General features: G+C 63.7%; 19 protein-coding genes. 10 read left to right on the forward strand and 9 right to left on the reverse strand.

Going from position 1 to position 21,549, the window contains the following annotated elements; all coding sequences use genetic code 11:
- Nucleotides 1-91 precede the first annotated feature (91 nt).
- The gene (locus PU724_RS21130; protein WP_354423382.1) at nucleotides 92-796 is read right to left on the reverse strand and encodes a glucosamine inositolphosphorylceramide transferase family protein; all 705 of its coding nucleotides are present in this window, start codon (nucleotides 794-796) and stop codon (nucleotides 92-94) included.
- Nucleotides 793-981 (reverse strand): hypothetical protein, encoded by a 189-nt coding sequence (locus PU724_RS21135; RefSeq protein ID WP_354423381.1) that lies wholly within the window; start codon nucleotides 979-981, stop codon nucleotides 793-795. Before PU724_RS21135 ends, PU724_RS21130 begins: the two co-directional genes overlap by 4 nt.
- 196 nt (nucleotides 982-1,177) lie before the next feature.
- Here PU724_RS21135 and PU724_RS21140 point away from each other — a divergent pair, with 196 nt between their 5' ends.
- From PU724_RS21140 to PU724_RS21155, 4 genes are all read left to right on the forward strand, one after another.
- On the forward strand, nucleotides 1,178-1,657 hold the full coding sequence (locus tag PU724_RS21140) for a MarR family winged helix-turn-helix transcriptional regulator (RefSeq protein ID WP_127311648.1): 480 nt from the start codon (nucleotides 1,178-1,180) through the stop codon (nucleotides 1,655-1,657).
- The gene (locus tag PU724_RS21145; protein WP_354423379.1) at nucleotides 1,654-2,850 is read left to right on the forward strand and encodes an HlyD family secretion protein; all 1,197 of its coding nucleotides are present in this window, start codon (nucleotides 1,654-1,656) and stop codon (nucleotides 2,848-2,850) included. Before PU724_RS21140 ends, PU724_RS21145 begins: the two co-directional genes overlap by 4 nt.
- Nucleotides 2,851-3,197: 347 nt before the next feature.
- Nucleotides 3,198-4,730, forward strand: coding sequence for a DHA2 family efflux MFS transporter permease subunit (locus PU724_RS21150; protein ID WP_127286574.1), 1,533 nt, complete (start codon nucleotides 3,198-3,200; stop codon nucleotides 4,728-4,730).
- A gap of 305 nt (nucleotides 4,731-5,035) precedes the next feature.
- A complete protein-coding gene (locus tag PU724_RS21155; protein WP_354423377.1) occupies nucleotides 5,036-7,774 on the forward strand; it encodes an EAL domain-containing protein in 2,739 nt (912 codons plus the stop codon).
- Nucleotides 7,775-7,781: 7 nt separating this feature from the next.
- Here PU724_RS21155 and PU724_RS21160 read toward each other — a convergent pair whose 3' ends face one another.
- On the reverse strand, nucleotides 7,782-8,297 hold the full coding sequence (locus PU724_RS21160; protein ID WP_354423375.1) for a CAP domain-containing protein: 516 nt from the start codon (nucleotides 8,295-8,297) through the stop codon (nucleotides 7,782-7,784).
- A 67-nt stretch (nucleotides 8,298-8,364) separates the two neighbouring features.
- Entirely contained in the window at nucleotides 8,365-8,718 is a 354-nt protein-coding gene (locus PU724_RS21165) for a winged helix-turn-helix transcriptional regulator (RefSeq protein ID WP_354423373.1), read from the reverse strand.
- A 115-nt stretch (nucleotides 8,719-8,833) separates the two neighbouring features.
- Here PU724_RS21165 and PU724_RS21170 point away from each other — a divergent pair, with 115 nt between their 5' ends.
- On the forward strand, nucleotides 8,834-9,538 hold the full coding sequence (locus PU724_RS21170) for a glutathione S-transferase family protein (RefSeq protein ID WP_128276230.1): 705 nt from the start codon (nucleotides 8,834-8,836) through the stop codon (nucleotides 9,536-9,538).
- A 164-nt stretch (nucleotides 9,539-9,702) separates the two neighbouring features.
- On the opposite strand, the gene PU724_RS21175 is transcribed toward PU724_RS21170, so the two are convergent.
- The 3 genes from PU724_RS21175 to PU724_RS21185 all read right to left on the reverse strand — a co-directional run bounded on the left by PU724_RS21175 (nucleotide 9,703) and on the right by PU724_RS21185 (nucleotide 14,531).
- Complete coding sequence (locus tag PU724_RS21175; protein WP_292350482.1) at nucleotides 9,703-10,335, reverse strand: LysE family translocator; 633 nt, start codon at nucleotides 10,333-10,335, stop codon at nucleotides 9,703-9,705.
- Between the two features lie 139 nt (nucleotides 10,336-10,474).
- Nucleotides 10,475-12,439 (reverse strand): TadE/TadG family type IV pilus assembly protein, encoded by a 1,965-nt coding sequence (locus tag PU724_RS21180; RefSeq protein WP_189340576.1) that lies wholly within the window; start codon nucleotides 12,437-12,439, stop codon nucleotides 10,475-10,477.
- 199 nt (nucleotides 12,440-12,638) lie between these two features.
- Nucleotides 12,639-14,531: a TadE/TadG family type IV pilus assembly protein gene (locus PU724_RS21185; RefSeq protein ID WP_426213606.1), complete on the reverse strand. Its 1,893-nt coding sequence runs from the start codon at nucleotides 14,529-14,531 to the stop codon at nucleotides 12,639-12,641.
- A 340-nt stretch (nucleotides 14,532-14,871) separates the two neighbouring features.
- Here PU724_RS21185 and PU724_RS21190 point away from each other — a divergent pair, with 340 nt between their 5' ends.
- The 3 genes from PU724_RS21190 to PU724_RS21200 all read left to right on the forward strand — a co-directional run bounded on the left by PU724_RS21190 (nucleotide 14,872) and on the right by PU724_RS21200 (nucleotide 17,177).
- Nucleotides 14,872-15,732, forward strand: coding sequence for a TIGR01459 family HAD-type hydrolase (locus PU724_RS21190; RefSeq protein WP_320321682.1), 861 nt, complete (start codon nucleotides 14,872-14,874; stop codon nucleotides 15,730-15,732).
- A 9-nt stretch (nucleotides 15,733-15,741) separates the two neighbouring features.
- Complete coding sequence (locus PU724_RS21195) at nucleotides 15,742-16,734, forward strand: bifunctional riboflavin kinase/FAD synthetase (protein ID WP_135908868.1); 993 nt, start codon at nucleotides 15,742-15,744, stop codon at nucleotides 16,732-16,734.
- Nucleotides 16,735-16,802: 68 nt separating this feature from the next.
- On the forward strand, nucleotides 16,803-17,177 hold the full coding sequence (locus PU724_RS21200) for a hypothetical protein (protein WP_245478544.1): 375 nt from the start codon (nucleotides 16,803-16,805) through the stop codon (nucleotides 17,175-17,177).
- A 1-nt stretch (nucleotide 17,178) separates the two neighbouring features.
- On the opposite strand, the gene PU724_RS21205 is transcribed toward PU724_RS21200, so the two are convergent.
- The gene (locus PU724_RS21205) at nucleotides 17,179-17,733 is read right to left on the reverse strand and encodes an HdeD family acid-resistance protein (RefSeq protein WP_135908870.1); all 555 of its coding nucleotides are present in this window, start codon (nucleotides 17,731-17,733) and stop codon (nucleotides 17,179-17,181) included.
- 500 nt (nucleotides 17,734-18,233) lie between these two features.
- Here PU724_RS21205 and PU724_RS21210 point away from each other — a divergent pair, with 500 nt between their 5' ends.
- Complete coding sequence (locus PU724_RS21210) at nucleotides 18,234-19,148, forward strand: alpha/beta hydrolase (protein ID WP_127309926.1); 915 nt, start codon at nucleotides 18,234-18,236, stop codon at nucleotides 19,146-19,148.
- A gap of 39 nt (nucleotides 19,149-19,187) precedes the next feature.
- The gene (locus PU724_RS21215; RefSeq protein ID WP_354423370.1) at nucleotides 19,188-20,420 is read left to right on the forward strand and encodes an aldo/keto reductase; all 1,233 of its coding nucleotides are present in this window, start codon (nucleotides 19,188-19,190) and stop codon (nucleotides 20,418-20,420) included.
- Between the two features lie 77 nt (nucleotides 20,421-20,497).
- Here PU724_RS21215 and PU724_RS21220 read toward each other — a convergent pair whose 3' ends face one another.
- Complete coding sequence (locus PU724_RS21220) at nucleotides 20,498-21,433, reverse strand: LysR family transcriptional regulator (RefSeq protein WP_354423368.1); 936 nt, start codon at nucleotides 21,431-21,433, stop codon at nucleotides 20,498-20,500.
- Nucleotides 21,434-21,549: the final 116 nt, after the last annotated feature.

Here is a 21,549-nt window from a genome sequence, read left to right on the forward strand (position 1 = left end):
CCGCGAAATCCCGAACGGTTTCTGAAAATTTTCCGATGTTTGGCTGAGACGATTCCCTGGCGGGCGTCGGTCTCCCGGCTTCAGGTGTCGTTCAAACCCGGCGTGCCTGCCTGCGCAGCCAGTGCTGCAGCTTGATCAGGTGGCGCATCGGCGAGCGGTCGATGCGCTTGACGTCGATCAAGGTGACGCCGCCGCCGTCCGAGAGCGTGTGAAATCCCTGGTCGAAACCGTCGTGCCAGCCTTCGGGCGACAGGCGCCTGACGATATCGGCTGAAAACTCCTCAGGCGTCAGACGGTCGATGCCGAGCAGATTGATGGCGCTGCCGTAGCCGGTCGTGCAGTCCTGTGTCGGGAAATAAAGCTTGTCACCGTCCAGGAACGGCGAGCCGGCAGGCCGCGACGATGCGTGACCCGTGCGCACCGGGTTTTGCTTGTGCTTGTGCCACGGGCCGGTCAGGCTGTCGGCAAAGGCGACATGCAGTTCGCGCGTGTCCCTGCCGTCCGGTCCGAAGAGCGCATGAAACATCCACCAGCGCTGCTGATGGTGAAAGACCGTCGAGTCGACCGCCGGCTCTTCCAGCAGCACGGCGGCAGGCTCCCACCTTGTCGGGAAATCGACCGCCCGATAGAGCGTCAGCCGGCCGCTCTGGTAGGCCTCCGGCAGCATGAAGATGTCCTCGCCCGACCGGATCAGTTGCGGGTAGGAAAGATGGAACGGCTCCTTCAGCGCAATGCCGCGCTCCCTCAGCGTCCAGCCCCGGTCGTAGCTGTAGTAGTGGATCTCGCCGCGCTTCACCCGGTGGTCATAGGGTCGACCAGCACGGTGAAGCGATCGCCGTGGGGAAGGCCGAACGGGTCGGCGATGAAGCGGAACGAGCCTTGCGGCGGCAGCCAGATCACACGGCGCCTGTCCAGGCCGTCGGCGGCAAGAACGCCCTGGATCGGCACTGGAACGATCCCCACCTGCCAGATGTCGGCCATTTCCCCGTAGTCCCCGCGTCGAGCCCCGGCATCTATGCAGCAAACCGCGCGCTGCGGAAACAGCCTGTGTCAGGCCAGGTTCGGTGTTCACCAACCGCTAACCATGCTGGCGTCGCGGGTCTGCCATGCACAGTTGCCGGATTCTGGATCAACGCCGCCCCTTGAATACTAAGCACGCTTATTATATATGCCGCTCATGGTTTCCGACGGCATCGACAGACTGGGCTTCCTGATCCACGACGTGCAGCGCCTGATGCGCAAGCGCTTCGAGGCGCGCGCCAGCGGCTTCGGCCTTTCCTCGGCGCAGTGGCGGCTTCTGGTCCGTGTCGCCAAGGAGGCGGGTGTCGCCCAGGCGCGACTGGCCGAGCTTCTCGAAATCGAGCCGATCAGCGTCTCGCGCCTCGTCGACCGGATGGAGGAGGGCGGCTGGATCGAACGTCGCCCCGACGCAACGGACCGGCGTGTGCGCATGATCTTCCCGACCGCCAAGGCGAGCGAGGCCTATGCCCACGTCAAGAGCCTCGCCGGCGAGGTCTATGAGGAATCGCTGGTCGGCGTGTCGCCGGAAGATCGCCGTGTCCTGATCCGGGCGCTGGATACGATCGTGCAGAACCTGGCCGACGGCGAAGCGTCGTCGCTGGAAAAAATGAAGACTACGGAAGGCACAGCAGCATGAACGCGGTAGCAAAGGTGGACGAAAAGGTCACCAGGCTGGAACGGGAAGCGCCGGCGCAGCCGGTCGCCGAGGCGCCGGCGCAGCCGGCGGCCGCCCCGGCGGAGCTCGCTCCCTCGCCGCAGCCGGCGCCGAAGAAGCAGCGCCGCGCCGGCCGCTTCCTCCTGATGGTCGCGCTGCCCGCGGCGCTGCTTGCCGGCGGCGCCTACGTCTGGGTCACCGGCGGCCGTTACCAGGAAACCGAGAACGCCAATCTGCAGCAGGCCAAGGTGTCGATCGCTTCCGACACGGCGGGTCGCATCGTCAAGGTCGGCATCGCCGACAACCAGCTCGTCAAGCAGGGTGACGTGCTGTTCGCTGTCGATCCCGAATCCTACCGGATCGCGCTCGCCCAGGCCGATGCGGCGGTCGCCACCGCCCGCCTCAATGTCGAGCAGCTGCGCGCCGCCTACAGCCAGGCGATGGCGCAGGAGAAGTCCGACACCAGCGAAGTCGCCTACGCGCAGTCGCAATACGACCGCGCCGCCGACCTTGCCCAGAAGGGCATCAATGCCAAGTCGTCGCTGGACGAGGCCAGGAACGACCTCGACAAGGCCAGGCAGCAGCTGGCGGTGGCCGAGCAGGGCATCATCAGCGCCAAGGCGGCACTCGGCGGCAATCCCGACATCGAGACCGACAAGCACCCGACGGTGATGGCGGCGCTGGCCGCGCGCGACAAGGCGGCCTATGACCTGGCGCAGACCACGGTCACGGCGCCGGCCGACGGTGTCGTCAGCCAGGCCTCCTCGTTCAAGGTCGGCCAGTATGTCGCCATCGGCACGCCGCTGTTCTCGCTGGTCGAGACTGGCGACACCTGGATCGACGCCAATTTCAAGGAAACTCAGCTCACCCACATGAAGCCGGGCCAGAAGGCAGAGATCGTCGTCGACACCTATCCGGGCAAGACCTTCGAGGCCACCGTCAAAGCGATCGGCGCCGGCACCGGGGCGGAGTTCTCGCTGCTGCCGGCGCAGAACGCCACCGGCAACTGGGTCAAGGTCACGCAGCGCATTCCCGTGCGCCTGGAGCTGACCGATCCCGACGCCAAAATGGCGCTGCGCACCGGCATGAGCGCCACCGTCACCGTCGACACCGGCGTGGCGCGCGGCCTGCCGAAGATCTTCGGCCACGCCACGGCCGGCGAGGCGGCCGAGTAAGCGACGATCCCGGATTGGCGGCCGGAATGGACAAGTGGCGGAAGCCTGCCGGGGACCCGGCGGGTGGAAGCAAAACGGCAGGGGATTGGTCCGGTGGGAGGAGTGGGAAGGATCGGGATTTGAACCGGGCCGCGTCGCGGCCTGATCGAAACCTGAAGCCTTCGACACAGACCCCTTCGGTCCTCAGGTTTCCGGGCGGCAGGCGTCCGATCAAAAGAGACTTTCGTTCGATGTAACCCCCACATCGATAGTCGCGTCCTACCGCGATGAGGGTCTCCAAACGGAAGGCCTCGCCGCCCGGAAACCGTCGTGTACACGTTTTTGTTACCTGCTGGAAGTTCCGCATCATGAGCACGCCAGAACCCTTCAAGGAAGTACCGCACCGCGGCCTGATCACCGTCGCGCTCATGCTGGCCACCGTCATGCAGGCGCTAGACACGACGATCGCCAACGTCGCGCTGCCGACCATGACCGGCGATCTCGGCGCTTCTCCGGACAACATCAACTGGGTGCTGACTTCCTACATCGTCGCGGCGGCGATCATGACGCCGGTCACCGGCTGGCTTGCCGACCGGCTCGGCCGCAAGGAGCTGTTCCTGACCGCCGTTGTCGGTTTCACCATCTTCTCCATGCTGTGCGGCCTGGCGTGGAGCCTCGAGACCATCGTCCTGTTCCGGCTGCTGCAAGGCGTATTCGGCGCCGCGATCGTGCCGCTGTCGCAGACCTTCCTGCTCGACATCAACCCGAAGGAGCGCCACGGCCAGGCGATGGCCATCTGGGGCGCCGGCATCATGCTGGGGCCGATCCTGGGCCCGACGCTCGGCGGCTGGCTGACCGAGAACTTCAACTGGCGCTGGGTGTTCTTCATCAACCTGCCGGTCGGCATCCTCGCCTTCCTCGGCATGGCCGCCTATCTGCCTGCGGTCGCCAAGCGCGTGCGCAGCTTCGATTTCTTCGGCTTCGCCATGATCTCGCTCGGCGTCGGTGCGCTGCAGCTGATGCTGGATCGCGGCGGCGAGGTCGACTGGTTTTCCTCCGTCGAGATCTGGATCGAGCTCGGCCTTGCCATCACCGGCTTCTGGGTGTTCACCATCCACACGGTGACGGCGGAGCACCCCTTCATCGACCCCAAGATATTCCTCGACCGCAATTTCGTGACCGGCCTGGCGTTCATCTTCGTCATGGGCGTGCTCATCCTGGCCTCGATGTCGCTCCTGCCGCCCATGCTGGCGAACATTTTCGGCTATCCGACCATGACCATCGGCGTCGTCATCGGTCCGCGCGGTATCGGCACGATGATCTCGATGCTCCTGGTCGGCCGCATCATGCACAGGGTCGACGCCAGGATCCTCGTCGTCATCGGCTTCTTGCTGACCGCGCAGTCGCTCTACACCATGTCCAGCTTCTCGCCGCAGATGGACAATTGGCTCATCCTGACCTCCGGCGTCATCCAGGGCCTGGGCATGGGCATGGTGTTCGTGCCGCTGTCGACGATCGCTTTCGCGACGCTCGATGCGCGCTACCGCACCGATGCCACCGCGCTGTTCAGCCTGGTGCGCAATCTCGGCTCCTCGATCGGCGTGTCGGTGGTGACGGTTCTGATGGTGCGCAACACGCAGATCAACCACACCGAGCTTGCGGCCTTCATCAACCCGTTCAACCCCAATCTGTGGGCGGCCTCGCCGGCGGCGGCGAGCGGCGATCCGACGGCGCTGTCGCAGGTCGATCGGCTGGTCAACATCCAGGCGATGATGATTTCCTACGTCAACGACTTCAAGATCCTGATGGTGATGACGCTGCTCGCCATCCCGTTCGTCTTCCTGCTGCGCAAGCCGAAGGCGGCGCCGGCCGCCGGCGCCCCTGCCGCACACATGGACTGACGGTTGCTGAAGCAATTCCAGGAAAAGTGTGAAACGGTTTTCCGTCCGGAATTGCGTACAAAATAGTCAGAGCAGTTCAGCGGTTCTACCAGACGCTGAACTGCTCTGATCGCGAGGCGGAGCCGCCGCGCCTGCATCCGGGACTGAAATCGTGGCCGGGAGAACAGCGCAAGGATTCTCGGATATCTACAACCGACTGCGCCTGGTTCATCTACCATTAGTATATATCGATCACGATGTCGTCGCTTTTGGGTTGAAAGCGAGCCGTGTTGCTTTGCGCCGGCACCAAACTGGAGGAACTCTGTTTGGGCGAGAAATCATCCAGGAAAGCCGCCGAGACACCCGAGTCGGCCAATCTGGCGGCGCTGGCGAAGCTGACCATCGCTTCATACGAAACGCTCGAGCGCGATCTGCGAGCCAGGATCGCAACGCTCGAAGGGCAGGCGCTGCGATTTGAGACGGCGATCGACAACGTTTCGCAAGGCATCTGCTTTTTCGACGCCGCCGAACGGTTGATCCTGTGCAACCGCCGCTACGCTGAAATCTACCACATTGCGCCAGAGCAATTGCAGCCGGGTGTGACGCTCCGGGAAATCGTCGAACATCGCGTCGCCGCCGGGACATCTGTAACCGATGCCGACGCCTATCTTGCATTGGCCCGCTCCGTCAATTCTGGCATGGCTCCAAGGGTATGGACCGCCAACCTCGCCGACGGTCGGACGGTTCAGGTCTGCCATCAGCCCATGGCCGACGGCAGCTGGGTGGCCACGCATGAGGACATTACCGCGCTCGTTGCCAACCGACAGATCGTCGACGAGCGCATCTCGTTGCAAACGCTGATCGACTGGGTGCCCGATTATCTCTGGGTCAAGGACACGGAGAGCCGCTTCGTCGTGGCCAACAGGGCGCTTGCGGTCGACAGCGGGCGGGGGAAGACGAGTGACATGATCGGCTTGACCGATTTTGATCTCCATGCCCCGGAACTTGCGCAGAAATTTCGCGCGGTGGAGCAGAACGTGCTCAGCAGCGGCCAACCCATGATCGACAAGGAAGAGTTCATTGTCGACGCGTCGGGCGCCGGCAAGTGGGTGTCATCGACAAAGGTGCCGTTGCGCAATGCCCGCAATGACATCATCGGTCTGGTCGGCATCGCTCACGATGTAACCGCACGCAAGCAGGCGGACGTCCTTCGCGAGGGGCAGGCGCACATCCTGGAAATGATCGCGATGAGCGCCCTGCTCGAAGACGTGCTCGACCGTCTGATGCGCCTCGTCGAGTCGCAGCTGACCGGGATCTTCGGTTCCGTCCTGCTGCTGGACAAGGACGGCAGCCATTTGCGGCACGGCGGCGCGCCGAGCCTGGCGAAGGAATATACCGCTGCCATCGACGGGATCGCCATCGGCCCCAAGGTTGGATCCTGCGGCACCGCCGTCTACCGGCGGGAGCCGGTCATCGTCGCGGACATCATGCAGGACCCGCTTTGGGAAGAATACCGCCAGGTGGTGGCGCCCTTCGGCTATCGTTCCTGCTGGTCGACCCCGATCCTGTCGCATCAAGGCGCCGTGCTCGGCGTCTTTGCGATGTATTCGATGACGGTGCGCGAACCGACCGAGGCCGAAACGCGGCTGATCGACTTCACGACGCGGATTGCAGGCATCGCCATCGAGCGCAAACTGGCTGAAGACCAGATTCATTTCATGGCCAACCATGACGTGCTGACAGGGCTTCCAAATCGCGCCCTGCTCGAGGACCGGCTCTCGCAGGCACTGCTCTATGCGCAGCGATACGATCGCTGGGTGACGGTGGTGTTCATCGACCTCGACAATTTCAAACTCGTCAACGATACGCTCGGCCACAATGCCGGCGACGTGCTGCTGAAGACCGTTGCCAACCGCATGGTCGACTGCGTCAGGCCGACCGACACCGTCGTGCGGCTTGGCGGCGACGAGTTCGTCATAGTCCTGTTCGACCAGCCGACGAACGTCGATCTGATCTCCGAGACCCTGCAAAAGATCCGGGCGGCGATCGCGGAGCCGGTTCATCTGGGAAGGCATCGGCTGAGGGCGACGGCCAGCATCGGCATCGCCAACTATCCCAAGGATGGGACGAGTCCGGATCAGCTGCTGGCCAACGCCGATGCCGCAATGTACCGCGCGAAGGAATTCGGCCGCGACAATTTCCAGTTCTACGCTCCCGAGTTCAACACCAGGGCGCATGAGAAATTCCTGCTTCAGGAGGAATTGCGAAATGCCCTGGCGCGCTCGGAATTCATTCTGCTCTACCAGCCGCAGGTCGATCTTCGCTCAGGAGAGGTCTTTGCAGTCGAAGCCTTGCTGCGCTGGAAGCATCCGACACGAGGCATGGTGGCGCCGGACACGTTCATTCCGACCGCCGAGGAGACCGGGCTGATCGTGCCGATCGGCGACTGGGTCCTGCACGAAGCCTGTCGGCAGAACAAGGCCTGGCAGGATGCCGGTCTGCCGCCCCTGACGGTCTGCGTAAACGTCTCGGCGCGGCAATTCAGGGAACCGAACCTGATTGGCCGTGTCGTGAACGCGCTGACGGACAGCGACCTGGAGGCCAGATATCTCGAGCTCGAGGTAACCGAGAGCCTTATCATGCAGGACGTCGAATTGGCGGTCGCGACGATGGACGCCTTGCAGAGCCTGGGGGTTCAGATATCGATCGACGATTTCGGAACAGGCTATTCCAGCCTTAGCGCGCTCAAGACCTTTCCCGTGGCGCGGCTGAAGATCGACAAGTCATTCATCAAGGATCTCGCCGCCGACGAGAACGATCAGGCTGTCGCCAGCGCCGTGATTTCGCTGGGTCAGAATCTGCATCTGAGGGTCATTGCCGAGGGCGTCGAGACGGACGACCAGGTGGCCTTCCTGCGCAAGAACAATTGCGATGAAATGCAGGGCTATCATTTCAGCAAGCCGGTCTCTGCCCAGGGCATCGAGAAGCTGCTCCACACGGCGAGCGTGGCGGATGACGGCCAAGGCGTTCCGGCGTCGGGAACCCTGACGACAAAACAGGGATAGGCGAGGCCTATCTCCCGAGCACGAGGCTCCAGTAGCGCAGGCTCGGATCGCGGCCGTCGCGCACATAGGCGAGGCCGAAGCGGGAGAAGTCCGGGTCGAGCATGTTGCGGCGGTGGCCGTCCGAATGCATCCAGATGTCGAACAGCTTCTGCTGGTCGAAGCGGCCTTCGGCGATGTTCTCGCCGGCGGCGCCGCGTACGCCATTGTCCTTCATGCGCGAGGCGAAGTCCTTGCCCCAGCCGGTGGTGTGGCTCATCCGGGCACGTGACGCCATGTAGCCGGCTTGCTGCAAGGCTGCCTGCTCGAGCTGCGTGTCCGGAACCAGCGCCGGCAGCCCGGCGGTGGACCGGATGCCGGCGAGCGTCGTCGTGGCGGAGGAGGAGACGCCTGCGCCTTCGCCGGTCGGCAGCACGGTGGTGGAGCAGGCGGCAAGGCCCGCCAGCGCGGCAAGAGCCGCACCCTTCAGCAGCAGGCGCCTGTTCGGGTTCGGGATCGGGTGGTTGTCGAGTCGCGCAACGGTCATGCCCGCCTGAAATAATGGCGATCATGGCTTTTGCCGGGCAGGGCGGTGAAAATCTCGCTAGACGGCCCTAGGCTGCGGTTTCGAGATTTGCTTCCGAGCCGCCGGTCCGATCGCCGGCCGCGTGCACCCACCAGGCGCCGAGCGCATCGATCAGCGGCACAAGCCTGCGGCCGGGTTCCGTAAGGTCGTAGTCGACGCGCAGCGGATAGCCTTGATGCGCGGTCCGCCGCACAATCCCGGCGTCCTCCAGCTTGCGCAGTTCCAGCGCCAGGATGCGGTGCGAAACGGTCGGATTGTCGCGCCTGAGTTCGCTGAAGCGTTTGGTGCCGTCCTTCAGATAGTAGAGCAGCAAGGTCGGCCAGCGGCCGCTGAGCACGCGCATGGTCTCTTCGATCGGGCAGCGCGAGACGACATCTTTCATGGGGAGGGACCTGGACGCGTGGTTACAGTATAGTGCGTAATTTACATGGGGCGACCGGTGTTTAGGGTCAAGTTTCGCTGCGCGGCGTGATCCTCGAACATGGAAGAGACAACACATGGAACCTATCCTCCTTTACGGCTTCCCGGCGGGAAGCTCGATGGGGCTCGTCGCTGCCTTCGAACGCCTCGGGCTGCCCTACCGGCTGTGCCGGGTGGACATGCTGGCCGACATGAAGAACGAAGCCTATGCCGGCATCAACGGCCGGCAGGAAACGCCGGTGCTGATCACGGGCGAGGGCAAGGTGCTGACCGAGACCATGGCGATCGCCGCATGGCTCGAGGCCCGCGATACGCAGCGCCGCATCAGCTTCGATCCGCGCACGCCGGAAGCCGATCGGATGCACCAGCTGGTGGCTTTCGTGAACACCGGCTTCACCGCCGCTTTCATGCCGCTCTGGGCGGCGTTGGAAATGGCGTCGCCGGATCCGGTGCTGCAGGCGACCTTACGCGACTTCGGCCGCAAGGCCGTCGCCGAGCGTCACGACCAGCTTGAGGAGATGATCAACGGAACCGAGTTCCTGGCCGGGGACCGGCTGACGCTGGCCGATACCACGCTGATCGGCGTGGCGCGTTGGGCCGAATTTCACCAGGCCATCGAGGGCGCCGATTATCCCAGGCTTGCCGCCCTGCGCCGCCGCATCGAGGCCGTGCCGGAGGTGCGCTACGCGCTTGCCGTCGAGAATGGCGAAATGCCTGTCGGTTCGGGCGCCTGCCTGGGGCATGTCCCGCTGGCCGAGGTGATCGACCGCTTCGCGGCCTGATACACGACGCGCCTTTGGTCAACGGGCCGGCGCCAGCGTGGCTGGCGCCGCCCGAATAGGACCTATTTCACCAGAGCCAGGACGAAAGGTGCCTGAAAGGTAGTCGTCCTCCATGCTGGAGGCCGTGTAACTTGGCGGCGCCGAACGGCTGGATACTTTCGCCGTCAGCGCTGCGCCTCGGTCGCCATCCTCAGCGCCAGCGCCGCCAGCACCGTGCCCATCATCCAGCGCTGGATGACCATCCACAACGGCCGTCCGGCGAGGAACGTCGCGATCGAACCGGCGGTCACCGCGATGATGGCGTTGACGGTGAGGCTGATCGAGATCTGGGTGACGCCAAGCACCAGAAGCTGCGACAGCACATGGCCCTTGCCGGGACTGATGAACTGCGGCAGCAGCGAAAGGTAGAGCACCGCCACCTTGGGGTTGAGCAGATTGGTCATCAGCCCCATGGCGAACAGCTTGCGCGGTCCATCCTTCGGCAATTCGCGAACCTCGAACGGCGAGCGCCCCCCGGGCTTCACCGCTTGCCAGGCGAGCCACAGAAGATAGAGCGCGCCGGCGATGCGTAGCGCATCATAGGCGAAGGGCACGGCGAGCAGCAGCGCGGTGATGCCGAAGGCCGCCGAGACCACGTAGAACAGGAAGCCGCAGGCGACGCCGCCGAGCGAGATCAGCCCGGCCTTCGGCCCTTGCGACAGCGAACGCGAGATCAGGTAGATCATGTTCGGCCCGGGCGTCAGCACCATGCCGAGGCAGACCAGCGCGAAAGCGAAGTGGTTTGCGGTGTCGGGCATCGATGCGTCTCCGGGTGGTGGCGGGGCCCATTCACCACGCGTTTTCATCGACCGCAAGGGCATGCCGGCGGGAGTTCTTGCTCCAGCGTTGAAAATTGGCAGCGTCCGCGCCGGCGCCATTCCTCCAACGCCGGGTGCTTTACCCGACGACCCGCAAATTCGACAGCTCGTTGGCGATTTCCTTGAAATTGTCGGACAGCGTGGCGCCCGTCGCGTTCCAGAACAGCTTGGCCGGCTTGCTGGGATCGGTCGGATCTTTGCGGAAGCGCGAGTCGGAAGAGCAGGCCTTCAGCGCGTCCATCGCCTTCTTGTCGCCGGCATCGGTCGCGGACATGTCGAGCGCGACGGTCATGACCATGATGTTGGCCGCCTTGGCGTTGTCGCACAGGCTCGCCATCTGCTCGTTGAGCGCGGCGGTGTAGTTGCTGGACGAATAGTTGAACTGGCCGATGGCGTTCGATGTGCCGGTGAACAGCCGGGTCACGGCGGTGCCGTAATAGGCGAGGCCGGTGTAGCCATAGGCGGCATAGGTCGACTTGTTGCCGGCCGGGTCGCTGCTGACCGTCGAATAGGTGTTCTCGCCGTCGGTGAGCACGATGACGACCTTGTCGTTGCCGCGCTCGCTCTCCAGCCGCCCTTCGGTGAAGGGCTCGGTGCTCGACACGGTGCGCCAGCCCCAGGCCATGCCTTCCGGCACATTGGTGTTGCCGTTCGGCTGCATCAGGTCGATCGCCGCCTTGATCGCGGTCAGCCCCGCCGCCTGGGTGACATCGGTCAGCGGCGTGATCGGCGTCGTGGTGCAGCTGTAGTTGGGACCGGCGCCGGTCGACAGCACCGGCGCATTGATCGGCCGCGGCTGGAAATACTTGGCCATGTTGGATTGCCGCGTCTTGCCGGTCGTGCTTGTCGGATCGTCGTTCCACCAGCTGTTGGCGGCGCCGTAGGTCACCGGCTTCGCCTCGTCGGGATCCTGCGTCAAATACCAGTGGTTGCCAGGCTCGTCCGGCGCGAACATCGGCACGAACATGGTCGCCGGGTCTCCGACGCCGGTGCCGGTGTTGTTGGGACCGCCGGAGGCCGCCGCGTCATTGACGTTGTAGGGGTAGGGCCTGACCTCGACGCAGCCCTGCCAGCTGGCGAACGGGCCATAGGTGTCGTTATAGTCGTATTCGTCGTGGCTGCGCTTGCAGGTGTGGTTGGAGCGGTATTCGTCGCACACGACACGCTTGGACCCGACGATGCGCTCGTGGCTGGTGACCACCTTCATGTCGCGATAGAGCGAGAAGCGGGTGAGCATCTGGCCTTCCTGCTCGCCCCAGTCTGAGCCCTTCTTGTACCAGATGCCGTTGATCTTCTGCGCGTATTTGTTGGTGGCGTTCAGCGTCGTCCAGTCGAAATTCTCGTGGTGGATCGGCGACAGCCCGTAGGTGTCCATCCAGGAAGCATTGTCGTTCTGCGTCCCGACATTCACCGAGGCGGCGAAGGGCACGATGCTGAACTGGACCGGCTTGTCGATCTGCTTGATCGCGGCCGCCTGCTGCGCCAGCGTGTCGACGAGCTGCTTGGCGGCCTGCTTGAGCAGGTCGATGCGCTTCTGCCCCGCACCGGTGCCGAGGTTGCTCATCGAGCCGGAATTGTCGAGCACCATGGCGACTTCGAGCGTGTTCTTAAGGCGCACTTCCGAGCAGACGGAATAGTTGACGTCCGAAGACTCCTTATCGACCAGCAGCGCCGCTGCCGGCAGGAAATAGGGCTTGTACACCAGCGCCGCGCAGAGCTTCACCAGGCCGCCGCCGGTCGTGCTGCTGGGCAGCGTGACGCTGAGCGTGGTGTTGGCCGGATCGATGCTGTCGCCGAGGTTGGCCCTGAAGAACTCCAGCGCATAGGCCCTCAGCTGGTCGTCGGTGGCGCCTTCGGCAAGGCGGCGGGCGGTGGCGAAGTTGGCGGCGTCGAGCGCGTTCACCACCCTCTGCTTCTCGTTGACCACGCCGGAATAGTCGACGCTCAGCGCCACGGCGCCCATCAGCGGCACCATGGCGACCGCGGTCAAGAGAGCATAGTTGCCGCGCCGGTCGCGGCAGAAGTCACGCCAGAATCCACGCATGTGTTGTAAGCGGCCCCGCCTGCGGATTTTTTGCCCAGGCCACAGTTTCACAAAACGCTGAAGGACGGGTGTGGGAAACCGCTCGATTGCAGCCTCGGTGTTTCACCGAACGCTAACCAATCGCGCCGGGGCAAGGCGGCCGCGTTCAAGGAAACGCCCCGCGAAGCCAGGGCGTTTCGCCGCGTCGATTGCCCGTCGATCAGCCGACGATGCGCAGGTTCGACAGTTCGTCGGCGATTTCCTTGAAGCTTTTCGACAGCGTGGCGCCGGTCGCGTTCCAATACAATTTGGCCGCAGTCTTGCCGGTCGGGTCGGCCGGGTCTTTTCGGAATCTCGAGTCCGAGGAACACGTCTTCAGCGCGGTCATTGCGGCCTTTTCCGCGGATTTGGTGTCCACGAGGTCAAGCGAAACCGTCATCACGATGATGTTCGAATTCTTTGCATTGGCGCAAAGCGTCTGCATCTGCTCGTCGAGCGCCGTCGTGTAGTTGGCGCCGGTGTAGGTCGTCTTGCCAACGGAAGCGCTGGTGTTCATGAACAATCGGGTCACCGTACCGGAGCCTGGATAGGTCAGGCCCGTGTAGCCGTACGCGGCGTAGGTCGACATGTTCTTGGCATAGGTGGCGTCGGCGATCGGGCTGTAGGTGTTGGCGCCGTCGGTCAGCACGATGACGACCTTGTCGTTGCCTTTTTCGGTGTTGGCCCGACCGTCCGTGAAAGGCTCGTTGCTCGACAGCGCCCGCCAGCCCCAGGCAAGCCCTTCCGGCACGTTGGTGTTGCCCGTCGGCGTCATTGCGCTGATAGCGTTTGTGATGGTGCTCTTGCCCGTGGTCGTGGTTATGTCCTGCAACGGCGTGATCGCGGAAGTCGTGCACCCGGAGTTGGGGCCGCCGTCAGTCGGCTCCGCCGCCGCGTTGTAGGGCTTCGTGACGAAATACTTGCGCATGTCCGACTGGCGTTTCGCGACGGCCAGGCTGTCGGCCGAGTCCACCCACCAATTGTTCGTGTAACCCCATGACGTCGTGCTGGCGTGGGTGGAGTCGGTCCAGAAATTGCCGGCCTCGTCCGGAGCGAACATCGGCACGAACAGGCTGGCCGGTGTGGACGTTGTCGGCGTCGTGTCGTCGGCATTGTAAGGATACGGCCTTGCTTCCACGCAGCCTTTCCAGGCTTGGTATTGGGCGGTCGTGTCGACATAAGTCTGACACGAGCCGTTCTTCTTCTTGGTGCAGGTTCGCGTCGTGGCCATCATATCCTGGTAGAGGGTGAAGCGGGTCATTGCCTTGCCCGCGTCCGCTCCCCAGCCGGTGCCCCTCTGGTAGTAGGCGGCACCGACTTTCTCGATGTATTTGTTCGGATCGACGCCGGAGACGGTCTTGTACATCTGGGTCCAGTCGAAATCCTCATGATGTATCGGCGAGATGCCGTCGAGATCCATCCAGGTCTTGTCCTTGTTGGCAGAGCCGACATTGACCGAGGCCGAAAAGGGTACCAGGGCGAACTGCACCGGCTTGGTGACCTGCTTCATTTGCCCTGCCTGCAGGGCCAACGTGTTGACCAGTTCGGTCGCGGCGGTCTTGAGCAGCTCTATGCGCTGCTGGCCGGTACCGGATCCATTCGTGCTCATCGAGCCGGAATTGTCGAGCACCAGGGCAACCTCGAGAGTGTTCTTGAGGCGAACTTCCGAGCACGCGGTCAAAGTCGTGTCGCCGGCAGTCCTGCCGATCAGCATCGCCGCGGCTGGCAGGAAATAAGGATGGTAGCGCAGGGTCGCGCAAAGCTTCAGCGTGCCGCCGCCGGCATTGTTGCTGGGCAAGGTGACGCTCAGCGCCGTGTCAGCCGGGCTGACATGCGACAGATTGGCTTCGAAGAAGTTCTTGGCATAGGCTTTGGCATCGGCGTCGCTTACATTGGCGACGATCTGCTGCGCGGTGGCGACGCCCGCGGCATCCAGCGCGTTCAGCGTTTCCTGCTTTTGGCGCACCAGGTCCGTAAAGTCGACCGCAAGCGCAACCGCGCCCATCAGGGGCACCATGGCGATGGCGCCGATCAAGGCGTAGTTGCCGCGCCTGTCGCGCGCGAACCTGCGCATCGTCGCTTCGAATCTGCGGATCATCGCCTTTAGCCCCCGCTAATGTACGACCAAAGTCGTAGTTGATCTCCGACCATGCCCACAGATCTTTAAATTTCAGGTTGCGCGAATGCATCCAACATCAACCTGCGTTTTCAAGGCTCGTTAACTATCGGGCCAGCTGCGTGGATGCCCCCGGGAATTCCACCGCGACGCAGGTCCGGTCTTCAGCATCCGTCGCGCCGCCGCGGCCGGTGCCTGTCGAAAGCTGGTGACAGGATGAGGAGCTTCGGTTAATGCGGGACCGGCCGCGGCGGACCGTCGGCGGCGGCTCTCGCAACAACCACCTTGGGAAAACGGCATGGCGGATTCGCCCGACATTATCGGCTCGCTCGCGGAGCTGTCGGGCTCGTATGTGGCCATCCTGTGCGATGTCTGGGGCGTGGTGCACAATGGCGAATGGCATTTTCCGCAGGCCGCGCAGGCACTGGCCGCGACGCGCGCGGCGAACGTGCCCGTCGTGCTGATCACCAACTCGCCCCGCCGCAGTGCCGATGTGGTGGCGCAGATGAACGCGATCGGCGTCCCCACTGACGCCTACGACCGCATCGTCACCTCCGGCGATGTCACCCGCGACCTGATCGCCGAAGGGCCGAGGAAGATCTTCCATATCGGTCCCGACCGCGATTTCACCCTTTATGACGGGCTCGGCGTCGATCTGGTCGAGGAGTTCGAGGCCTCCGGCGTGGTCTGCACCGGCCTGTTCGACGACGAGGTTGAAAAACCGTCCGACTATGCCGAGCTGCTGCGGCGGGTGCGCGCTCGCGATCTGCCCTTCATCTGCGCCAATCCCGACATCGTGGTCGAGCGCGGCGAGCGCATGATCTGGTGCGCCGGGGCGCTTGCCCGCGACTACGCCCAGCTCGGTGGGCGAACGCTCATCGCCGGCAAGCCCTACGCGCCGATCTACGATGTTGCGATGAAGGAGGTTGCCAGCCTGCTCGGTCGCCCGGTCGAGCGTTCGCGGGTGCTGGCCATCGGCGACGGCATGATGACCGATATCAAGGGCGCGGCCGACAATGGCTTCGAAGTGCTCTATGTCTCGGGCGGCATCCATGCCCGCGACTATGGCGACCCGCTGCGGCCCGACCGCGAGCGGCTGGCCGCCTTCCTGGAAAAGCATGGCTACCGCCCGGTCGCCGTCATTCCGAGACTGCAATAGGGGCGTTCCATGACGGAAACCTCGAAACCCTTCGACCGCATCTCGGCGACGTCGCCGCTGCCCGCCCATTTGCGCGGCGGCGTTGTGGCGATCGGCAATTTCGACGGCGTCCATCGCGGCCATCAAGCGGTGCTGGAGCGCGCGCTCGCCGAGGCCGGGCGCCGCGGCGCGCCGGCCTTGGTGCTGAGCTTCGAACCGCACCCGCGAAAGGTGTTCAGGCCCGAAATCCCGCTCTTCGTGCTGACGCCGCCGCCCATGAAGGCGCGGCTGTTGTCTCGCCTCGGGTTCGCGGCCCTGGTCGAGCAGCCCTTCACGCGCGAATTCGCCGCGCTCTCGGCCGAGGCCTTCGTGACCGACGTCCTGGAGAAGAACCTCGGCATCGCGCATACCGTCACCGGCTTCGACTTTCATTTCGGCAAGGACCGCCAGGGCGGCCCCGCCTTCCTGATGGCGGCGGGCGAGCGACATGGTTTCGGCGTGACGCTGGTCGATGCCTTTCGCGACGAGGGCGCCGAGGTGATCTCGTCGAGCCGCATCCGCGCCCTTCTCGGCGAAGGCGCCGTGGCCGAGGCCGCCGGCCTGCTCGGCTACCGCTTCACCGTCGAGACCCAGGTGATCGGCGGCCAGCAGCTCGGTCGCACGCTGGGCTTTCCGACCGCCAATATGAGGCTTTCGCCGGAAGCGGCCCTGAAGGAAGGGATTTATGCCGTCCGCTTCCGCCGCGCCGACGGCACGCTGCATGACGGCGTCGCCAGCTTCGGCCGCCGTCCGACCGTCGACGACAATGGCGCGCCGCTGCTCGAGACCTTCGTCTTCGACTTCTCCGGCGACCTCTACGGCGAGACGTGCGAAGTGTCGTTCTTCGGCTACCTGCGGCCGGAGCTGAAATTCGACGGGCTCGACCCGCTGGTCGCGCAGATGAAGCGCGACGAGGCCGAGGCGAGGGCGCTGCTGGCAGGCGTGCGCCCGCTGTCGGAGCTTGACGCCGCGATCGCGTTCTAGCTCGAAATAACTAGATAGAAGTGTTTAGACGCGGGTTACGGACTCGACCAGACGGCTGATCCGCGTGCGTGAAGCGCTTCACCGAATCCGGCCTGCCGAGCGGGCAGAACGTGCCGATGAAGACCGACATCCCCGTCTGGAGCGTCGTCCTCCTTTGCGCGTCGCTGTTCATCCTGTGCGATGGGTTGAGCGCGCATTGGGGCAAGACGGGCAGCGGCCGCAGCCTTGCCGTCGTCATGCTGCTGTCGCCGCTGTCCTACTGGGCCTTCGCCTTCATCAACACCAGGCTGAACCTCGCCGTGACGGGGGCGCTGGTCAACACGATCGTCGTTGCCGGCGCCGTACTGGTCGGCGCGCTCGTCTTCAAGGAGGAAGTCTCCTCGATGCAGTATCTCGGGATCGCGCTGGCGCTGGTCTCGATGACGCTGCTTAATTTGGACTGAGCTATCTCTTCAGCGCCAGTCCGATGGCGATGAAGCTCCATCCCTGGAAGACGAGGTCGATGGCCAGGAACAGGCCGAGCACCCACAGGCTGTTGACCGGCCAGCCCATGGCGATGACGAGGCCGGCGAGCGCGCTGATGACGCCGGCCGCGACCAGCCAGCCCCAGCCTTTCTCCGGCCGGTGGTGGAAGCCCACCCAGGCCCTGAGCACGCCCGAGGCGACGAGCGAGGCCGCCAGCAGCAAGGTCAGCACCGCCGAGGCGAGCGCTGGATTGTCGAAGGCGAAGAAGCCGGCCACGGCATAGAGCAGGCCGCTCGCCAGCCAGTAGAGGAAGCGCCCCCAGGTCTTGACCCCGAAGGCATGGATGATCTCGATCACCCCTGCCATCAGCATCATCCAGCCGACGAGATAGACCGAGGCGACGGTGGCGATGAGCAGATTGCCGAAGGCGATACCGCCGAAGATCAAGAGCAGCACGCCAAGCGCCACGAACCATCCCCATTTGTCCCGTGTCCGGCCGATTGCGTCTTTCAGGGCATCGCCTTGCAAGCTCATCACCGCATCTCCCTCGGAAGTCGCCGCGTCATGCTGGGAACGAAGGTAATCCCGATAGCATTGCCCGTCCAGCGGAGCGGGCGGACACATGCTCGCGCGGAAAATCCTTCCGGGAGACGCCCGAAAAGCGGAGGTCCGGACTCGGCATCACGGGCTGGAGTCTGTTCAGGTGACATGGCCAAACCCAAGCAATTCATTACGCCTGCTTATAGGCACAAGCACAATTAAGCACCTAATCGCTGAGCATGTGGGGCGATAGAAGCTTCAAAGACGGTGGTTGGATAAAGCCGGCCGCCTTACTTGGAGCATCCATCATGCCAGCCGACAGTGATCGCAATGGGGATACGTCAGGTTCCCTCAACATGACCCGCCGCGCCGCTTTCCTGTCGGCGACGGCTCTCGGGCTGGCGTCATTGATGCCGGACCTCCCGGCAGCGGCGGAAACGTCCGAGGCCGGCGCCGATGCAGGCCATCAACACAATGCGGGAAGCGCAGCAGCCATGCAAAACACGTCGTTCATCAACAACAACGGCATCAAAGTCGCTGGAAACATCCATTATCCGGGTGGCTTTGACGCGAGCAGGAAATATGCGGCCATCATCACTGTTGCGCCCGCCGGCGGGGCAAAGGAACAGACCGCAGGCATTTATGCGAAAAAGATGGCGCAGAGAGGGTTTGTGACAATCGCTTTCGACGCGTCATTCCAGGGCGAAAGCGGTGGGGAGCCCCGGTACAAGGAAGACCCGATAGCACGCGTGGAAGATGTCCGTGGTGCGGTCGATCACCTTGTAAGCCTTCCCTACGTCGATGAAAAACGCATCGGTGTTCTCGGTATCTGTGCGGGTGGCGGCTACGCTGCCAGTGCAGCGATGACCGAGCGGCGCATCAAGGCCGTCGGCCTCTCAGTCCCCGTCAACGGCGGGAGAGAAATGAGGGCTGCCGGCAGGGAAGCGACGATTGCGACCCTTGGCACAATTGCCGAGCAGCGCACGGCCGAGGCTCGTGGAGCCGAGCCGATGATCTTGCCGTGGATCCCTGATGAATACAAAGAATCCGGCGACATCGATCTTCGCCAAGCTTACGACTACTACCGTACGCCCCGCGGTCAGCATCCGAACTGGCAAAACAAATCCCGCTTCGTGGGAATGGACGCCGTGTTGGCGTTCGATGCCTTCTATCTGGCCGACATGCTTCTCACCCAGCCGCTGCAGGTCATCGTCGGCAGCGAGCCAGGCGCTTTCGGTTCCAACCGGGACGGGCACGAAGTCTACGAACGCGTCGGCTCAGCCCAGAAAGACCTGCTGGTTTTCGAGGGAGCGTCGCATTTCGACCTCTATGACAAGCCCGAATATGTCGACAGGGCCGTGGCGAAGTTCGCGGATTTCTATTCGACGCATTTGAAGTCACCCGCCTGAGGCGGGTCGCCCCAACTTCGATACGAACGGAGATCTGTCATGTCTACCGACAGCAGCACTGCTATCCCACAATCTCCTCGCGTGAAGCGTCGCGATATTCTACTAGCGGGCGGCGCATTGGGATTGGCATCAATGATGCCGAGCCTGCCAGCCACGGCGCGGACGGCCACAGCCGCAGCGCAATCGGGTTCCGCTCCCGCCGCCGGCCGCAGGAGGCTGGGCTCCCTCGAAGTCTCGCCGGTCGGGCTTGGCTGCCAATGGTTGCCTGGGCCAAAGAAGGGCACCGTTTCCGACTTTTACACCAGCACGCTCGACCGCGGCGAAGCGATCCGCCTCATTCGCAGCGCAGTGGATCGAGGGGTGACGCTTATCGATACCGCCGAGATGTACGGGCCTTTCATTTCCGAGGACATTGTCGGCGAGGCGCTCCAGGCTGTTCGTGATCAGGTGGCACTGGAGACGAAATTCGGCGGCGATATCGATCCCGACACAGGCAAGATGGGCGAGCGCGGCATGAACAGCCGGCCGGAGCACATCCGCCGGGCGGTCGAAGGCTGCCTGAAGCGACTGCGAACGGACCGCATCGATCTCTTGTATCAGCATCGCGTCGATCCAACCGTCCCCATCGAGGACGTCGCCGGTGTGGTCAAGGACTTGATGGCGGAAGGGAAAGTCCTCAACTGGGGTCTTTCCGAGCCGGGAATCCAGACCATCCGCCGCGCCCATGCAGAGCAGCCTCTCGCAGCCATCCAGAACGAATACTCGATGCTGTGGCGAGGAGCGGAGGCGGAGGTGCTTCCGCTATGCGAGGAACTGGGTATCGGTTTCGTCTGCTGGAGCCCCCTCGGAATGGGCTTTCTTTCTGGAAAGATGAATGCCGATAGCCGGTTTGGAAGCGGCGCTTCCTTCGACCTTCAGCCCGGTGCCGGCTCATTCGATTTCCGTGCTCTTGTTCCCCGTTTCGAACCGGAAAACCTCAAATCGAACATGGCCCTTTACGCCGTGGTGGTGAAATGGGCGCACCGCAAGGAGGCTGCGCCCGCGCAGATCGCACTTGCATGGCTGCTTGCGCAGAGGCCCTGGATCGTTCCGATCCCGGGGACGACAAAGATTGCCCATATGGAACAGAACGTGGGTGCTGCGTCGATAACGTTCTCGGCCGCCGAATTGCAGGAGATCAATAGCGATATCGCCAGCGTGGAAATTCACGGAGCCCGTCTTCCCAAGGAAGAGGAGCACGTCGTCGGGGCCGACACTCCGCCGAAACAGTAGTCTGGAGACGGGAACCAAGCGCAACCATGCCGGGATCCGGCATGGCCGGGCCGCGTCGCATCACGAGAAGGAACCGGTCAGCGCCTGGAGCTTCTCGCTGCCGTTGTTCGCCCGCCCGATGCCAATTGGTGCCGCAACTCCTTGAGCAGAGCAGCGAAGGCCGGGGAGGGATGCCGACGGTCCGGGTAATAGAGATGATATCCCTGGAAGGTCCGGCACCAATCATCGAGCACGCGTATCAATGCCCCGTCGGCAACAGCTTGCGCGGTGCTGTCCTCTGTGACCATTGCGAGACCATGCCCCGCAAGCGCGGCGGTGATGGCAAGACGCTCGTCGTTCAGAATGAGCGGTCCCTCGACACGGACGTGCAGCTCGCGGCCATCCTTCTGGAACTCCCAGGCGTAGAGACCGCCGGCTGTCGGGAGACGCAAGTTCATGCAGCGGTGCTGAATCAGGTCATGGGGGGTGTGAGGTGTTCCGTGCTTGGCGAGGTACGACGGAGATCCGACAACAACCATGCGCAGATCGGGTCCGATGCGAACCGCAATCATGTCCTTGGCGACCTGCTCACCCATCCGAATACCGGCATCAAACTGATCGGCAACGATATCGGTGAAGGAGGCATCGACCGAGATTTCCACCTGCACGTCAGGGTAGGCGTACATCATTCGCGAGACTGCCGGCCACAGCACGGTCTGGGCTGCATGGAGTTCGGCGGTCACCCGAACGAGGCCGCTTGGCGTGTCCCGGAGCTCGCTCAAGGTTGCCAGCCGCGCCTCGACATCGGCAAGCGCCGGCTTCAGGGTTTCGATGAGTTGCGCACCCGCCTGTGTCGGAGCGACGCTGCGCGTCGTGCGGGTCAGCAACCTCATCCCGAGCCGCTCCTCGAGCCGGCGCACCGTTTGGCTCAGCGATGATTGGGACTGGCCTAGCCTGGCTGCGGCACGCGTGAAGCTGCGTTCCTCGGCCACCGCGAGGAAAACGTTGAGATCGCCAAGGTCGTTACGTCGCACTTATCACGCCACCTTATGGGTTCATGCGCATTCAAGCATCTAAGCGATTGCCGCTCCAAACGCCAGATAGATCCCGGATGCCGCCGGCAACATGGGCTGGCCGGTCAACAGCCTGC

The organism is Mesorhizobium abyssinicae (assembly GCF_049887195.1).
GTDB lineage: Bacteria > Pseudomonadota > Alphaproteobacteria > Rhizobiales > Rhizobiaceae > Mesorhizobium > Mesorhizobium abyssinicae.

What these genes read in the sequence shown, in the direction of transcription:
- PU724_RS21150 (WP_127286574.1), top strand. Translation starts at nt 3,198, where the DNA reads ATGAGCACGCCAGAACCCTTCAAGGAAGTACCGCACCGCGGCCTGATC.
- PU724_RS21215 (WP_354423370.1), top strand. Translation starts at nt 19,188, where the DNA reads ATGTCTACCGACAGCAGCACTGCTATCCCACAATCTCCTCGCGTGAAG.
- PU724_RS21175 (WP_292350482.1), bottom strand. Translation starts at nt 10,335, where the DNA reads ATGCCCGACACCGCAAACCACTTCGCTTTCGCGCTGGTCTGCCTCGGC.
- PU724_RS21205 (WP_135908870.1), bottom strand. Translation starts at nt 17,733, where the DNA reads ATGAGCTTGCAAGGCGATGCCCTGAAAGACGCAATCGGCCGGACACGG.
- PU724_RS21145 (WP_354423379.1), top strand. Translation starts at nt 1,654, where the DNA reads ATGAACGCGGTAGCAAAGGTGGACGAAAAGGTCACCAGGCTGGAACGG.
- PU724_RS21190 (WP_320321682.1), top strand. Translation starts at nt 14,872, where the DNA reads ATGGCGGATTCGCCCGACATTATCGGCTCGCTCGCGGAGCTGTCGGGC.
- PU724_RS21170 (WP_128276230.1), top strand. Translation starts at nt 8,834, where the DNA reads ATGGAACCTATCCTCCTTTACGGCTTCCCGGCGGGAAGCTCGATGGGG.
- PU724_RS21180 (WP_189340576.1), bottom strand. Translation starts at nt 12,439, where the DNA reads ATGCGTGGATTCTGGCGTGACTTCTGCCGCGACCGGCGCGGCAACTAT.
- PU724_RS21210 (WP_127309926.1), top strand. Translation starts at nt 18,234, where the DNA reads ATGCAAAACACGTCGTTCATCAACAACAACGGCATCAAAGTCGCTGGA.
- PU724_RS21185 (WP_426213606.1), bottom strand. Translation starts at nt 14,531, where the DNA reads ATGCGCAGGTTCGCGCGCGACAGGCGCGGCAACTACGCCTTGATCGGC.
- PU724_RS21140 (WP_127311648.1), top strand. Translation starts at nt 1,178, where the DNA reads ATGGTTTCCGACGGCATCGACAGACTGGGCTTCCTGATCCACGACGTG.
- PU724_RS21160 (WP_354423375.1), bottom strand. Translation starts at nt 8,297, where the DNA reads ATGACCGTTGCGCGACTCGACAACCACCCGATCCCGAACCCGAACAGG.
- PU724_RS21195 (WP_135908868.1), top strand. Translation starts at nt 15,742, where the DNA reads ATGACGGAAACCTCGAAACCCTTCGACCGCATCTCGGCGACGTCGCCG.
- PU724_RS21165 (WP_354423373.1), bottom strand. Translation starts at nt 8,718, where the DNA reads ATGAAAGATGTCGTCTCGCGCTGCCCGATCGAAGAGACCATGCGCGTG.
- PU724_RS21135 (WP_354423381.1), bottom strand. Translation starts at nt 981, where the DNA reads ATGGCCGACATCTGGCAGGTGGGGATCGTTCCAGTGCCGATCCAGGGC.